The organism is Paenibacillus vulneris (genome assembly GCF_039543185.1).
GTDB classification, from domain to species: Bacteria; Bacillota; Bacilli; order Paenibacillales; family NBRC-103111; genus Paenibacillus_S; species Paenibacillus_S vulneris.
The window spans coordinates 120,270-135,551 of the sequence record NZ_BAABJG010000036.1 but is presented as its reverse complement, the minus strand read 5'-3'; the positions used below and the strand labels follow the sequence as shown (position 1 = coordinate 135,551).

At 53.3% G+C, this 15,282-nt stretch carries 15 protein-coding genes and 1 riboswitch; of the genes, 14 read left to right on the top strand and 1 reads right to left on the bottom strand.

The genetic code is table 11. The features are described 5' to 3' along the window. Nucleotides 1-57: 57 nt before the first annotated feature. Nucleotides 58-159: riboswitch (purine riboswitch) on the top strand. A 159-nt stretch (nucleotides 160-318) separates the two neighbouring features. The 8 genes from purE (at nucleotide 319) to purF (ending at nucleotide 9,159) form a co-directional block, all read left to right on the top strand. Continuing rightward, the gene (gene purE, locus ABEA66_RS28300; protein ID WP_079914018.1) at nucleotides 319-804 is read left to right on the top strand and encodes a 5-(carboxyamino)imidazole ribonucleotide mutase; all 486 of its coding nucleotides are present in this window, start codon (nucleotides 319-321) and stop codon (nucleotides 802-804) included. Further along, entirely contained in the window at nucleotides 801-1,997 is a 1,197-nt protein-coding gene (gene purK / locus ABEA66_RS28295; RefSeq protein WP_345592939.1) for a 5-(carboxyamino)imidazole ribonucleotide synthase, read from the top strand. The genes purE and purK overlap by 4 nt, the downstream gene beginning before the upstream one ends. Nucleotides 1,998-2,014: 17 nt before the next feature. Next, a complete protein-coding gene (purB, locus tag ABEA66_RS28290) occupies nucleotides 2,015-3,310 on the top strand; it encodes an adenylosuccinate lyase (protein ID WP_345592937.1) in 1,296 nt (431 codons plus the stop codon). A 96-nt stretch (nucleotides 3,311-3,406) separates the two neighbouring features. Beyond that, a complete protein-coding gene (locus ABEA66_RS28285) occupies nucleotides 3,407-4,291 on the top strand; it encodes a phosphoribosylaminoimidazolesuccinocarboxamide synthase (RefSeq protein WP_345592935.1) in 885 nt (294 codons plus the stop codon). Between the two features lie 173 nt (nucleotides 4,292-4,464). Further along, nucleotides 4,465-4,707: a phosphoribosylformylglycinamidine synthase subunit PurS gene (purS, locus tag ABEA66_RS28280; protein WP_079914022.1), complete on the top strand. Its 243-nt coding sequence runs from the start codon at nucleotides 4,465-4,467 to the stop codon at nucleotides 4,705-4,707. A gap of 72 nt (nucleotides 4,708-4,779) precedes the next feature. Further along, the gene (gene purQ, locus ABEA66_RS28275; protein WP_345592975.1) at nucleotides 4,780-5,475 is read left to right on the top strand and encodes a phosphoribosylformylglycinamidine synthase subunit PurQ; all 696 of its coding nucleotides are present in this window, start codon (nucleotides 4,780-4,782) and stop codon (nucleotides 5,473-5,475) included. Continuing rightward, nucleotides 5,453-7,696 carry a phosphoribosylformylglycinamidine synthase subunit PurL gene (gene purL / locus ABEA66_RS28270; protein WP_345592930.1) on the top strand — a complete coding sequence of 748 codons (2,244 nt, stop codon included), beginning with the start codon at nucleotides 5,453-5,455 and terminating at the stop codon, nucleotides 7,694-7,696. Before purQ ends, purL begins: the two co-directional genes overlap by 23 nt. After that, the gene (gene purF / locus ABEA66_RS28265) at nucleotides 7,681-9,159 is read left to right on the top strand and encodes an amidophosphoribosyltransferase (protein WP_345592928.1); all 1,479 of its coding nucleotides are present in this window, start codon (nucleotides 7,681-7,683) and stop codon (nucleotides 9,157-9,159) included. The genes purL and purF overlap by 16 nt, the downstream gene beginning before the upstream one ends. Before the next feature lie 136 nt (nucleotides 9,160-9,295). Here the strand turns inward: purF and ABEA66_RS28260 are convergent, their stop codons facing one another. Next, entirely contained in the window at nucleotides 9,296-9,706 is a 411-nt protein-coding gene (locus tag ABEA66_RS28260; protein WP_345592926.1) for a hypothetical protein, read from the bottom strand. Nucleotides 9,707-9,739: 33 nt separating this feature from the next. Between ABEA66_RS28260 and purM the strand changes: the two genes are divergently transcribed. The 6 genes from purM (at nucleotide 9,740) to ABEA66_RS28230 (ending at nucleotide 15,268) form a co-directional block, all read left to right on the top strand. Further along, a complete protein-coding gene (gene purM / locus ABEA66_RS28255) occupies nucleotides 9,740-10,780 on the top strand; it encodes a phosphoribosylformylglycinamidine cyclo-ligase (protein WP_192705106.1) in 1,041 nt (346 codons plus the stop codon). Next, nucleotides 10,777-11,406: a phosphoribosylglycinamide formyltransferase gene (gene purN / locus ABEA66_RS28250; RefSeq protein ID WP_079914028.1), complete on the top strand. Its 630-nt coding sequence runs from the start codon at nucleotides 10,777-10,779 to the stop codon at nucleotides 11,404-11,406. The genes purM and purN overlap by 4 nt, the downstream gene beginning before the upstream one ends. Then, a complete protein-coding gene (locus ABEA66_RS28245) occupies nucleotides 11,403-12,590 on the top strand; it encodes a phosphoribosylaminoimidazolecarboxamide formyltransferase (RefSeq protein WP_345592918.1) in 1,188 nt (395 codons plus the stop codon). Before purN ends, ABEA66_RS28245 begins: the two co-directional genes overlap by 4 nt. Nucleotides 12,591-12,616: 26 nt before the next feature. Further along, nucleotides 12,617-13,348, top strand: a complete 732-nt coding sequence (locus ABEA66_RS28240) for an IMP cyclohydrolase (RefSeq protein ID WP_345592916.1) — start codon at nucleotides 12,617-12,619, stop codon at nucleotides 13,346-13,348. Between the two features lie 15 nt (nucleotides 13,349-13,363). Further along, nucleotides 13,364-14,623 carry a phosphoribosylamine--glycine ligase gene (purD, locus tag ABEA66_RS28235; protein ID WP_345592914.1) on the top strand — a complete coding sequence of 420 codons (1,260 nt, stop codon included), beginning with the start codon at nucleotides 13,364-13,366 and terminating at the stop codon, nucleotides 14,621-14,623. 171 nt (nucleotides 14,624-14,794) lie between these two features. After that, nucleotides 14,795-15,268 (top strand): GNAT family N-acetyltransferase, encoded by a 474-nt coding sequence (locus ABEA66_RS28230; protein ID WP_345592912.1) that lies wholly within the window; start codon nucleotides 14,795-14,797, stop codon nucleotides 15,266-15,268. The last annotated feature ends 14 nt before the right edge of the window (nucleotides 15,269-15,282 follow it).

The following is a 15,282-nucleotide window of genomic DNA, read 5'->3' as shown; positions in this document are numbered from 1 at the left end:
GTTGACACAGGGCTTTTATCACTGGTAAACTAAAGATGTCATCAGACAAGATTCATAGCTGAAAATGTCAAAGTTTCTCGTATAATGCCGGGGATATGGCCCGGAAGTATCTACCCAAAAACCATAAATTTTTGGACTACGAGTTAGCGTAATTCATGAAGGTCAGCGCGAAGGCGCTAGGCCTTAGCTTGCGCTTGGGGAATACTCGTCGTCCTGCAGATAGCTTGTATATGCATGCTGTTTGCCGGACGTTTTGTGTTTATAGGGGATTTTAATAATCTGTACCGTCAAAAAAAGCGCATATCACGGAGGTAGGAAATGTCTGCTCTTGTTGGAGTGATTATGGGAAGCAAGTCGGATTGGGAAACCATGAAGCATGCATGCGACATGCTGGAAGAGCTGGGGGTTCCTTACGAAAAGCAGGTCGTATCGGCTCATCGCACCCCGGACTTGATGTTCGACTATGCGGCTTCGGCTGCGGAACGCGGATTGAAGGTAATTATCGCAGGAGCGGGCGGGGCCGCTCATTTGCCCGGCATGGTTGCATCAAAGACGGAACTGCCGGTTATTGGCGTTCCTGTGAAAACATCCACGCTGAACGGCTTGGATTCGCTGTTATCCATCGTACAGATGCCCGGCGGCATTCCGGTAGCGACGGTAGCGATCGGCCATGCGGGCGCGACGAATGCAGGCCTGCTGGCTGCGCAAATTATCGGAGCCTTTGATCCGGAGCTGCAGCAAAAAGTACGCGATCGCCGGGAGCGGATTCGCCAATCGGTGATAGAAAGCAGCGTGCTGGAATGAGTCAAGCCGCTGACAGCCGTAACGATGCACCGGTTATTCGTCCCGGCGGAACCATCGGCGTCCTGGGCGGAGGCCAATTAGGCCGGATGCTCGCCTTGTCCGGACGGGCGATGGGATACCGCTTCGTAACCTTGGATCCGACTCCTGACGCTCCTTGCGGGCAGGTAGCCGACCGGCAGATCGTAGCGTCCTACGATGATGCCGAGGCGGCCCAGGCTCTGGCAGAGCAATCCGACGTGATTACTTATGAATTTGAAAATGTCGATGCGGACGTGACCCGGCTGCTAATGGCCGAGTCCTATGTGCCTCAAGGCAGCAGGCTGCTGTATACTACGCAGCATCGTTTGCGCGAGAAGCGCGCTATCGAAGCGGCCGGCGTACAGGTAGCGCCTTATGCCGAGATCACTAGCGCTGAGCAGCTGCGGGAAGCGGTCGAACGCTTCGGTACGCCTTGCGTGCTCAAAACAGCGACCGGCGGATACGACGGCAAAGGCCAATGGGTCATTCGTTCCTTGGACGAGGTGGAGGAAGCCTACGACACACTCAGCAAAGCCAAGACCGAGCTGGTGCTGGAACAGTTTATCCATTTTGAGAAGGAAATATCCGTTATCGCAGCCAGAAGTCCCCGTGGAGAAGTCCAAGCCTTCCCTGCGGCGGAAAATATTCATGTTAACAATATTTTGCACCTATCCATTGTGCCAGCAAGAACAAGCGAAAGCATTCAGCAGGAAGCGGAACGGCTGGCTGTTCGCATTGCCGAGTCCATGGACGTCGTCGGTCTGATCGCCGTTGAGATGTTCCTGACGAGGGACGGGCAGCTGTTCGTGAACGAATTGGCCCCTCGCCCTCATAATTCAGGACACTACACCATGGAAGCATGCGCTACGTCGCAATTCGAGCAGCACGTACGGGCCATTTGCAATCTTCCGCTCGGATCGACGGAGCTTTTGACTCCGGTTGTCATGGGGAATATCCTCGGACAGCATGTGGAGCCGCTTCTGGATTGGATCGTCCGGCCTGAGTCGGAGCAAATGCCCGGAGTTACCGCCAAAGTCCATTTGTACGGCAAGCACGAAGCCAAGCATAACCGCAAAATGGGACATGTGAACGTGCTGGCGGAGTCGGCCGATGCGGCACTGAAGTGGATAGAGGCTTCAAACATATGGAAAACTAACGAATCAATAGCAGATTGAAGCGGAGGCGGAGAAAGTTGATCGAGCGTTATTCAAGGCCCGAGATGGCCAGGATCTGGACGGAGGAAAACAAGTTCAACGCATGGCTCGAGGTGGAGCTGTTAGCCTGTGAAGCTTGGGCGGAGCTTGGGGTTATCCCCAAGGAGGATGTTAAGGAGCTTCGGAAGAACGCGTCCTACGATATCGACCGCATCTATGAAATCGAGCAGGAAACCCGCCATGACGTTATCGCCTTCACCCGTGCGGTATCGGAGAAGGTCGGACCGGAGCGCAAATGGGTTCATTACGGCCTGACCTCCACAGATGTGGTGGATACGGCATTGGGCTATCTGCTGCGTCAAGCGAATGAAATTTTGGAACAGGATATCGTGAATTTTATTGAGATTTTGAAGCAAAAAGCGATTCAATATAAAGACACCCCGATGATGGGGCGCACGCACGGCGTTCATGCGGAGCCTACGACCTTCGGCTTGAAGATGGCTCTCTGGTATGAAGAGATGAAACGGAACCTGGAGCGTTTCCGCTTTGCGGCCGACGGCGTGCAGTACGGCAAAATATCCGGAGCGGTAGGCACCTACGCCAACATCGACCCGTTCGTCGAGGCCTATGTTTGCGATAAGCTCGGCACCAACCCGGCTCCGATTTCAACGCAAACCCTGCAGCGCGACCGTCATGCCGAATATATGGCTACATTGGCGCTGATCGCCACCTCGCTCGATAAGTTCGCAACGGAAATCCGCGCGCTGCAAAAGAGCGAATTCCGCGAAGTGGAGGAGCCGTTCGCCAAAGGGCAAAAAGGCTCCTCGGCGATGCCTCACAAACGCAACCCTATCGGCTGCGAAAGCATCTCGGGCTTATCCCGCGTCATCCGCGGTCATATGATCTCCGCTTACGAGAATGTGACGCTGTGGCATGAACGCGATATCTCGCACTCCTCGGTGGAACGGATCATACTGCCGGATGCGACCATTCTTCTGAATTATATGCTGAACCGCTTCGGCAACATCGTGAAGAACTTGACCGTGTTCCCTGAGAACATGAAGCGCAACATGCAAAGCACCTACGGCGTTCCGTTCTCCGGCCGCGTCATGACCAAGCTGATCGACAAAGGCTTCAGCCGCGAGCAGGCTTACGACACGGTACAGCCTAGAGCGATGCAGGCTTGGGAAGAGCAGCGCTCATTCCGCGAAATTATTGAGAATACGGCGTCGATTCGTGAAACTTTAAGCCTTGAGGAGATAGAGGACTGCTTCAATCCTAGCTGGCATTTGAAGCATGTCGATACGATTTTCAAACGTTTAGGACTACTTTAATATATCAATCCGGGTGAGAAGCTTCGTCGGAACCGGCCATCTTAGGGAATGACGCACGGCTTTGACAACCCGTATTCCGGGGAGGACCTATCGACCATGGTCTCTACAAAAGCAATTTCAAGTGCCGAGCAATATGTCAAAGCGCCTTTGCTTTACAAAGGGAAGGTTCGCGAGCTGTACGATTTGGGAGAGCATTATTTGATCGCCGTCACCGACCGCATCAGCGCCTTCGATTGGGTGCTGTCGCCAGCCGTTCCCGATAAAGGCAGCGTGCTCAACAGCCTCAGCAAGTTCTGGTTCGAGCAGACGAAGGATATGGTGGCGAACCATCTGGTTCATGGCGACGTCGAGAAGCTGGGCGATCTCATTACGGACCGCGAAGTGATGAAGGACCGCTTCATGGTTACGAAGAAAGCGCAGCGCATCGATATTGAATGTGTCGTTCGCGGCTATATTACCGGCGGCGGATGGCGTCAGTATGAGAAAACAGGCGAGATCAACGGCCACAAGCTGCCAGAAGGCCTACGTAAAAACGAACGGTTTCCGAAGCCCATCTTCACTCCGGCGGCGAAGAACGACGTCGGTCATGACGAGGATATCTCCATCGAACGGATGAAGGAGCTGGTCGGCGCCGAGCTGACGGAACAGCTGGAAGCAAAGAGCATCATGCTGTATGAATTTGCTCGTCAATTCTGTGAAGAGCGCGGCATTATTTTGGCAGATACCAAATTTGAGTTCGGTCTTATTGACGGGGAAATTATTCTGATTGACGAAATCTTCACCCCGGATTCCTCTCGCTTCTGGGCGAAAGAAAACTTTGCCTACGACATCGAGATCGACAGCATGGATAAAGAGCCTGTACGGACTTACTTGTCCGGTACCGATTGGGATAAAAACAGCGAGCCGGCTCCGCTGCCCGCCGAGGTCGTCGAGGAGACGTCCCGCCGCTATAGAGCGATTTACGATCGTTTGGTGAAATAATTTGCGTATGTAAAGATTAGCCGGGTCAATGACTAGCCCTGCAAACCATTTACAGTCTGAATCATTAGCGGGGCTAAGAGCTCATGAATGCCTTAATGTCCAGCCGGACGGTGCCTGAGCTCGGAAAAGCCCTTGTCATTTACAATTCACACTCCAGAGGAGGATTCACCCCCATGTTAAAAGCAACGGTATATGTAACGATCAAACAAAGCGTACTCGATCCGCAAGGGGTTGCAGTACAAGGCGCTCTTCACTCGATGGGCTTTGACGAAGTAGGTAAAGTGCGTGTAGGTAAATACCTGGAGCTGGAGCTTGGTACAAGCGACCGTGCTGTAGCGGAAGAACGGGTAAAAGCAATGTGTGAGAAGCTGCTTGCGAACACCGTTATTGAAGATTACCGTTACGAATTGGTTTAATCCACAGCATCCATTGTTCGGATAGTTTTACGAATAGACAGACATCGACCTAAAGTGAAGGAGGAGCACATGATGAATTTCGCTGTACTGGTGTTTCCTGGTTCCAATTGTGATATCGACTGCTACAAAGCGGTAGAAGAAACGATCGGCCAGCCTGTTAGCTACGTTTGGCATACCGAAACGGATTTATCTCAATATGACTGCATTATCGTTCCAGGAGGCTTCTCCTACGGGGATTACTTACGCTGCGGTGCTATCGCGCGCTTTGCTCCTGTCATGAACGCGCTGGTTCAAGCGGCTGAGCAAGGCAAATATATTATCGGCATTTGCAACGGGTTCCAGATCTTGCTCGAATCCGGCTTGCTGCCAGGAGCAATGCTTCGCAACGAATCTCTGAAATTCCGCTGCCATGCGGCTATGCTGCAGGTGGAGAACACATCGACTCCATTTACCTCGGAGTACAAACAAGGCGAACTCATCAACATTCCTATCGCGCACGGCGAAGGCAACTACTATTGTGACGATGCGACATTGGCCGAGCTTAAAGCGAACAATCAAATCGTGTTCCGTTACGAAGCGGGTACGAACCCTAACGGCTCCGTGGACGATATTGCGGGTATTTGCAACAAAAACGGCAACGTTCTCGGCATGATGCCGCATCCGGAGCGCGCGGTGCATGAGCTTCTCGGTTCAGCTGACGGCAAACGGATGTTCACATCGATCTTGAGCACTTGGAGGGAAAAACATGGCGCAGCAACTATCGGCTAAGGAGCCAACTGCACAACAAATCGCAGAGCAAAAAATTTACAAGCAGATGGGCGTTACCGATGCCGAATACGATAAAATCTGCGGATTCTTGGGTCGTCAACCGAACTATGTAGAAATCGGCGTATTTAGCGTTATGTGGTCGGAGCACTGCTCTTACAAAAACTCCAAGCCGGTGCTTCGCAAGTTCCCGGTTACCGGTCCTCGCGTTTTGATGGGTCCAGGGGAAGGCGCTGGTATCGTAGACATCGGCGATAAGCAAGCCGTCGTATTCAAAATTGAAAGCCATAACCACCCGTCCGCTATCGAGCCTTACCAAGGCGCTGCGACAGGCGTAGGCGGCATCATTCGCGACATCTTCTCCATGGGCGCACGCCCGGTAGCTCTGTTGAACAGCTTGCGTTTCGGCCGACTCGAGAATGAGCGCGTGAAATACTTGTTCGAGCATGTCGTTTCCGGTATTGCCGGCTACGGGAACTGTATCGGTATTCCTACCGTCGGCGGCGAAGTCATGTTCGACGAAAGCTATGAAGGTAACCCGCTGGTTAACGCTATGTGCGTAGGGATTATCGATCATGACAAGATTCAAAAGGGTGTAGCTAAAGGCGTAGGCAACCCTGTATTCTATGTGGGTCCTGCAACAGGCCGCGACGGAATTCACGGAGCAACGTTTGCATCGGAAGAGCTGACAGCGGAATCCGAAGCTAAGCGCCCTGCAGTGCAGGTGGGCGATCCGTTCATGGAGAAGCTCGTTCTCGAAGCTTGTCTTGATCTGATCAACTCCGGTATCGTGTTGGGAATTCAAGATATGGGCGCTGCGGGCTTGACCTGCTCCAGTGCGGAGATGGCAAGTAAAGCAGGCAACGGGATGGAGTTGTATTTGGACGAAGTGCCTCAGCGCGAAGAGGGCATGACTCCTTATGAAATGATGCTCTCCGAATCCCAGGAGCGCATGCTGTTCGTTGTAGAGCCTAAGCATGAGGCGCAAGCCAAGGCGATCTTCGAGCGTTGGGGCCTTCACTGCGCGAAAGTCGGTAAAGTATCTGACGACGGCCGCCTGAAGCTGTTCCATAAAGGCGAGCTGGTCGGCGATATGCCGGTAACGGCGCTGGTCGACGAGTGCCCGGTATATAACAAGCCATCTCAAGTGCCTGCTTATTATATCGAAAATGGTTCCATCGACACGAACCGTTACGCGGAAGTGACCGATTTGAACGACGCCTTGTCCAAGGTGCTTGCTTCTCCAACCGTTGCAAGCAAAGAATGGGTTTACAACCAATACGATTACATGGTGCGTACCAGCACAGCGGTTCGTCCGGGCTCCGACGCTGCGGTCGTAACGATCCAAGGCTCCCGCAAAGCCTTGTCGATGTCCACGGACTGCAACAGCCGTTATGTATACCTCGATCCGGAAGTGGGCGGAATGATCGCGGTTGCTGAAGGTGCGCGCAATAACGTTTGCTCCGGCGCCGAGCCGCTGGCGATTACGGACAACCTGAACTTCGGAAGCCCCGAGAAGCCGGAAATTTTCTGGCAGCTTGAAAAAGCGGCTGACGGTATGGCAGAGGCTTGCCGCAAGCTGGAAACGCCGGTTATCGGCGGTAACGTAAGCTTATATAACGAAAACGCAAAAGGCGCGATCTACCCGACGCCGGTTGTCGGCATGGTCGGTCTTGTTCACGATACAGATCACATTACAACCCAAGCCTTCAAAAAAGAAGGCGACATCATCCTCCTGCTCGGCGAAACGAAAGCCGAACTCGGCGGCAGTGAGTTCCAATATGTCATTCACGGCGTAACGGAAGGACGTCCTCCGCAGCTGGATCTGGATGTTGAGAAAAAGCTGTTGAACACCGTATTGGGCGCTATTCAAAAAGGTCTTGTCGCTTCTGCTCACGACTTGTCCGAAGGCGGTCTGGCGGTAGCCTTGGCGGAGAGCTGCATCAGCGGACGTCTGGGCGCGAAGGTGAATTTCTCCACGGAATTGCGCAACGATATCGCGTTGTTCAGCGAGAGCCAATCCCGTATCCTGCTAAGCGCATCGTCTGAGAAGGCCGAAGCCTTGAAGCAATGGATTGCCGAGCAAGGCGTTTCTTACCAAGAGCTGGGCAAAGTTCAAGGCCAAGAGCTGCAAATCGAAGTCAATGCTAAACAAGTCATCCAATCACCTGTTGCACAACTAGAAAAGGTTTGGAAGGATGCGATTCCATGTCTGATGAAATAAAGCAGCAGCTATGGACAGGACGTTTCTATAATGATGGAATCAACAGCCATGACGGGCTGTTCGACAAGCTTCGCGAGGAATGCGGCGTATTCGGAGTGTTCGGTCACTCCGAAGCCGCTAACCTTTCCTACTACGGTCTGCACGCGCTGCAGCACCGCGGTCAGGAAAGCGCAGGGATTTGCGTGGCTAACGGAACCGACTTTCACTACCATCGCGGGATGGGTCTGGTGAAGGAAGTATTTAATAATGACAATCTCAGTACGATGGTCGGTTCTTCGGCTATCGGTCACGTGCGTTATTCCACGGCAGGGGAAAGCAAGCTGGCGAACGCACAGCCGCTCGTGTTCAAGTACCGCGGAGGCGATCTCGCTATCGCTACCAACGGAAACCTGCACAATGCCGGGGATATTAAAAAAGAGCTTGAAGCCTCGGGCTCCATCTTCCAAACGACAAGCGATACGGAAGTGGTCGCTCACCTGATCGCCCGTTCCAAGCATGATGACATTGTGCTGGCTGTGAAAGAAGCGCTCCTTCGAGTCGAAGGAGCTTACGCTTTCTTGTTCCAGACAAAGGATAAAATCATCGCGGCCCGCGATCCGCATGGTTTGCGTCCTTTCGTGATGGGACGCCTCGGCACCGCTTATTTGTTCGCATCGGAAACCTGTGCCTTCGACGCGGTGGGCGGCACGTATTACCGCGACGTAGAACCGGGAGAGCTTCTGGTTCTCGATGGCAAAAGCGGACTGGTCGAGGACCGCTTTGCACCGATCAAGCAGCGCGCTATCTGCGCGATGGAATACATCTACTTCGCGCGTCCGGACAGCGATATCGACGCGATCAATATCCACTCCGCGCGCAAGCGGATGGGCCGCCAGCTGGCGCTGGAATCGTTCGTGGACGCCGATGTCGTCACCGGTGTGCCGGATTCCAGCATCTCGGCGGCGATCGGCTATGCCGAGCAGACCGGTATCCCGTATGAGCTCGGGCTCATCAAGAACCGGTATACCGGCCGGACGTTCATCCAGCCGAGCCAGGAGCTGCGCGAGCAGGGCGTGAAGATGAAGCTGAGCGCGGTGCGCAGCATCGTAGCCGGCAAGCGCGTCGTCATGATTGACGACTCGATCGTGCGCGGCACGACTTCCTTGCGCATCGTGAACCTGCTTCGCGAAGCAGGCGCCACGGAAGTGCATGTGCGCATCAGCTCGCCGCCGTTCAAGAATCCTTGCTTCTACGGCATCGACACGCCGGACCGCAAGGAACTGATTGCCGCTCAGAAGTCGATCGAGGAGATCCGCAAGGCGATTAACGCGGATTCGCTTCACTTCCTGAGCAAGGAAGGGCTGCTAGCCTCTATCGGCCGCCCGAATGTCGAGCTGAACCGCGGCCATTGCACCGCCTGTTTTGATAATAGCTACCCGACCCGCGTTACCGAGGAATCTTCCATTGGCTGCGGCTGTGATTAAACCGACGATGGAGATTTATCGTCGGATAAGGCGAGCTTGCGATGCCTAGGGTTTTGGGGTTTTGGGTTTAAGATTTTAGGGGGTTAAGGTTTAAGGGTTTAAGGTTTATGGTTTTAAAGGTTTAGGTTTGATGATTTTAAAGGTCTAAGGTTAGGCGGAGGAGATCATAACGACTCCGCCATTCAATAAATAAACGCAGCCGAGTTGGGGATGCGTTGGAAGCGAGCGCGGCGAAGCCGCCGAGGCGAAGGTCCATGGCCTGCCGGAGAAGCGCATTTGAATGAGTGTCCATTGGTTTCGGTGATCCGACAGCGAAAGAGAGCGGAATCGTTCCGCAGAAGCGAAGCGTTCCCCTTTGTCCCCGAATTTCAACCGTTAAACGCGGTATCTGATCAAGAAATTCGGGGACAACAGGGATCGGAGGAATGATCCGCTTTCGTAAGCTGATGGCATCACCAGCCTTCACACACTCATTCAATAGCGCCGCAGGCTCCCCCTGGACCTGAGCCGAGGCATAGCGGCTGAGCCACCATTTTCTTCCACCCATCCTCCAATCTCGGCCCACAAGGAGTGTAACCAAGTGTCGGATGCATATAAAAAGGCCGGAGTCGATATCGCGGCAGGCAACGAAGCGGTTGAACGAATGAAAAAACACGTGAAAACGACATTCCGTCCGGAGGTAATGACGGATTTGGGCGGATTTGGCGCGCTGTTCGGCTTAAACAAAGACAAGTACGAAGAACCGGTGCTAGTGTCCGGCACAGACGGCGTCGGCACCAAGCTGAAAATTGCTTTTGCCATGGATAAGCATGATACGATCGGAATCGATGCCGTAGCGATGTGCGTGAACGATATCGTGGTTCAAGGCGCGGAGCCGCTCTTTTTCCTGGATTATTTGGCGTGCGACAAGGTCGTTCCCGAGAAAATCGAAGCGATCATCAAAGGCATCAGCGACGGCTGCGTACAGTCCGGCTGCGCCCTGATCGGCGGCGAAACGGCAGAAATGCCGGGGATGTACTCCGAAGGCGAGTACGACATCGCAGGCTTTACTGTAGGCATCGTGGACAAGAAGAAAATCATTGACGGCTCCACGATCCGTCCTGGGGACGTAGTATTGGGCTTGGCCTCCAGCGGCGTGCACAGCAACGGATTTTCTTTAGTCCGCAAGCTGTTGCTCGAAGAAAAAGGCTACAGCCTGCATGATCATATCGACGCGCTTGGCGGCAAGCTGGGCGATGTTGTATTGGAGCCAACAAAAATTTACGTGAAATCCGTTTTGGCAGCGCTGGAGAAAGTGCAGCTTAAAGGCCTGGCTCACATTACAGGCGGCGGCTTTATTGAGAACATTCCGCGCATGCTTCCGGCGGATGTGAATGTCGAGATCGATTACGGCTCCTGGCCGATTTTGCCGATTTTCCAATTGATGCAGAAGGACGGCAATATTAGCAACAACGATATGTTCCGTACGTTCAATATGGGCATCGGTATGGTCATTGTCGTATCCGAAGAGCAAGCGGCGGAAGCGGCTGCTATCTTCGAACAGCACGGAGAACAAGTATATACGCTCGGCAGAGTGACCGCAGGGGAACGCGTCGTAACGTTTACCGGAGCGGAAGTATGATGGAACCCAAACGCATAGCCGTATTCGCGTCCGGAAGCGGGTCGAATTTTCAGGCTATCGCGGATGCGGTTCGTGCAGGCAGGCTCGATGTTCGCATCGAGCTATTGGTCTGCGACCGGCCTCAGGCCAAGGTCGTGGAGCGTGCACAGGAGGCCGGAGTGCCGGTACATACGTTCCGGCCGAAGGAATACCCGTCTCGCGAAGCCTATGAGCAGGAGATTTTGGAGCTTCTCCAGAATAAACAGGTAGATCTAGTCGTACTGGCTGGATACATGCGCATTTTGACTCCTGTGCTGGTTAACGCCTATTGGGGGCGGATGATTAATATTCACCCGTCGCTCTTGCCGTCCTTCCCCGGACTTCATGCCGTTCGGCAGGCGCTTGAGCACGGAGTGAAGGTGACCGGTATTACGGTGCATATTGTGGACGGCGGTCTGGACAGCGGACCTATACTAGCCCAACGCGCGTTGGAGATTTTGCCGGAGGATACGGAGGAGTCGCTCAGCGAGCGCATTCATCCGATGGAGCATGAGCTGCTTCCGGAGGTTATCAGGCAAATTGCATCAGGACAAATCGATTTAGAACGGATCACGAACCTTAAACTGAAGGATGGGATAAAATCATGAGCCAGACGACAAGCGGGACGAACGTACTGGAATTGCGATACGGAATGAATCCGCATCAAAAACACGCCAAGCTGTACAGCCAGGGAGAGCTTCCGATCAAAGTGTTGAACGGGGACCCCGGATTTATTAATCTGCTGGATGCGCTGAACGGCTTCCAGCTTGCACGTGAGCTGCGCCAAGCTACAGGTCTGCCTGCGGCTGCATCTTTCAAACACGTAAGCCCGGCAGGTGCTGCCGTTGCGTCTCCTTTGACGGATGACTTGAAAAAAGCGTATTTCGTGGAAGGCCTGGAGCTTTCCCCGTTGGCAACAGCTTATGCGCGCGCACGCGGTGCGGACCGCATGTCCTCCTTCGGCGATGCGGCTGCGCTCAGCGATATCGTAGACGCATCCACTGCATTACTGCTGAAGCGCGAAGTGTCTGACCTGGTCGTAGCTCCGGGTTACACCGACGAAGCTCTTGAAATCCTCAAAGCGAAGAAAAACGGCGGCTATTTGATTCTTCAAATCGATCCTGACTATGTACCCGATCCGGTGGAGACTCGTACTTTGTTCGGTTTGACGATGCAGCAAGAGCGTAATAACGGCGTGATCGACGCGTCCGCATTGGACAAAATCGTAACGGAGAATAAGGACCTTCCGGACAACGCTAAAAGAGATCTTCTGATCGCGCTGGTGACCTTGAAATATACCCAATCCAACTCGATCTGCTATACTCTGGACGGACAAACGATCGGAATCGGCGCTGGCCAGCAATCCCGTATTCACTGTACCCGACTTGCCGGAGACAAGGCAGACCGCTGGTTCCTGCGTCAGCATCCGCAAGCCTTGAACATGAAATTCCGCCAAGGCCTTTCCCGTGCGGAACAAAACAACGCTATCGATCTGTGGCTCGAAGAAGAGCTGACTCCTGTGGAGCAGGCTGCATGGGAAGCTTGCTTCGATGAAGTACCGGCCCGCTTGTCCCGCGAAGAGAAGCGCGAATGGCTGAGCAAGCTGCAAGGCGTATCCTACGGCTCCGACGCTTTCCTGCCTTTCCGCGACAACCTGGACCGTGCCAGCCGCAGCGGCGTGAAATACGTAGTTCAAGCAGGCAGCTCCATGCGTGATGAAGAAGTCGTAAAAGCCGCGAATGACTACGGCATGGTTATGTGCTATTCCGGCGTACGCTTGTTCCATCACTAATCAACCATCGGGGAGGAGAATCCATCGTGACAACGACTAGAGCCGCACTAGCGGATCAATATATCAATGCATTAAGCAGCAACGCTTACCCGGGACGCGGTATCGTGATCGGCGCAACGCCGGACGGTACTCGCCTGGTTCAGGTGTACTGGATTATGGGACGCAGCGAGAACAGCCGCAATCGTGTCTTTATCCAAGAGGATAACGGATTTGTTCGTACGGAAGCTAAAGATCCGGCTAAATTGACCGATCCTTCTCTAATCATTTACTATCCAGTAAGACATGTGAACGGTGCCCATATCGTGACGAACGGCGACCAAACGGATACGATCTATGAAGCGCTGCAATCCGGCGGTTCTTTTGAATCTGCTTTGGCAACCCGTACGTATGAGCCGGACGCTCCTAACTTCACGCCTCGTATCAGCGGTCTCGTTGACCGGAACGACGGACAGTTCTCTTACAAGCTGTCCATCTTGAAATCGAACGGCAATGTGGAGGATCAAACCCTCCGCCATACTTACACGTATGAAAAAGCGATTCCAGGCTACGGCCATTGCATTCACACGTACCAAGGAGACGGCAATCCTTTGCCATCCTTCCAAGGGGAGCCTCAGCTGGTTCCTTTGGCGAATGACATTCGTGAAATCGCCGATCTGTACTGGAAGGCGCTGAACGAGGAGAACAAAATCTCCCTGCTGGTCAAAACCATTGATATTGCAAGCGGCGGCACCGAGCTGCTCGTATTGAACAAAGAGTAGAGGGGAGCAGTAACCGTGCGCGTATTAGTCGTTGGCGGCGGAGGCCGTGAGCATGCGATTTGCTGGGCGTTGAAAAAAAGCCCTAAGGTACAGGAGCTCTATTGCGCTCCGGGCAACGGAGGCATTGCCGGTGTTGCGGAGTGCGTTCCTATTCAGGTGAACCAATTCGAGGAAATCGGCGAATTCGCTATCGATAATGCGATTGATCTTGTCGTCATTGGACCGGATGATCCGTTGTCCGAGGGCATTGTCGATCATCTGGAAGCGAAGAACATTCCGGTATTCGGTCCGCGCCAAAATGCGGCGATTCTGGAATCGAGCAAAGTATTTTCCAAGGATTTATTTAAAAAATATAACATTCCGACGGCGGCATACGAATCGTTCGACGATTATGAAGCAGCGCTGGCTTACCTGCGCAAGCAGACGATCCCTACGGTCATTAAAGCGGACGGCCTGGCTGCAGGGAAAGGCGTTATCGTTGCGCAATCGATGGAGGAGGCGGAAAAAGCGCTTCACGACATCATGGTCGCCAAAATCTTCGGCGATTCCGGTAATCGCGTGGTTATTGAGGAATTTTTGACTGGGCAGGAAATGTCCATCCTCTCCTTCGTAGACGGTCATGTCGTACGTCCGATGGTGCCTGCGCAGGACCATAAAGCCGTATTCGATAACGATAAAGGGCCGAACACGGGAGGCATGGGCACTTATACGCCGCTGCCGCATATTCCTCAATCGGTAATCGACGAAGCGATCGAAACGATCATTAAGCCGACGGCCGCTGCTATGGTCAGCGAAGGACGCCCGTTCCGCGGCGTGCTGTTTGCCGGTCTTATGATCACTCCGCAGGGACCTAAGACGATCGAGTTCAACGCGCGCTTTGGTGATCCGGAGACGCAAGTCGTGCTGCCCCGCCTAAAAACGGATCTGCTGGATATTTTCCTTGCTGCCGTCAATGGCCATTTGGAGCAGATGGATATCCAATGGTCCGATGAAGCGGCTGTATGCGTCATTCTCGCCTCCGAGGGCTATCCGGGGTCTTACCCTAAAGGACTGCCCATTGAGGGCTTGAACGACGTTCAAGAATCCATTGTATTTCATGCCGGAACGGCATTAAAGGATGGCCAAATCGTAACCAACGGCGGACGTGTTATCGGGGTTACGGCGCTTGGCAAGGATATCGCCGAGGCTCGTGCAAAGGCTTATGCCGATGCGGACCGCATCCGGTTCCAAGGCAAGCATTACCGTACCGACATTGCCAAAAAAGCGCTTGTATAGCGCATGCCAACAATGCCTAGGGGATTTCCCTTAGGCATTGTTTTTTACAGCCTCAGCCCCACTTTGTCGGGGCTATTTCCCCCGATAGTGCTGCAAACTTTTCATTGCCATCCGTCTGCGCCAAGAGTATAATTTTACCAATTATTTCTTGTGGCTGAGGAGGAAGCAATATTGACAATCATAACGCGAACCAAGGATTACGAAACGATTGCTTTGCTGAATGAACAGGTTCATCAAGTCCATGCCGAGCTCTGCCCGGAGCATTTCAAGCCTTATCACTATGAAGCGGTCCGCGACTTTTTTCAAAGTATCATAGAGAAGCCCCAATTTGTTTTCCTGCTTCTGGAGCATGATGGAAAGCCGCTCGGATACGCCTGGATAGAAGTGAAGCAGTATTCAGAAAACGCGTTTAGGAAGGCTTACCGTTCCGTATTCATTCACCAACTCAGCATCTCCAGCGGTCATAGAAATAACGGCTATGGTACTTCTATGATGGATTACATCGGACAATTCGCGAGAGAGAACGGGATTCATAAGATCGAGCTGGACTATTGGGCCAGTAATGAGCATGCGGCTAAGTTTTATGAGAAGAATGGTTTCCAGATTTACCGGCAATTTGTTTTTAAAGATATCGCTCCCGGCTAGCAGCTCAGGGTGCA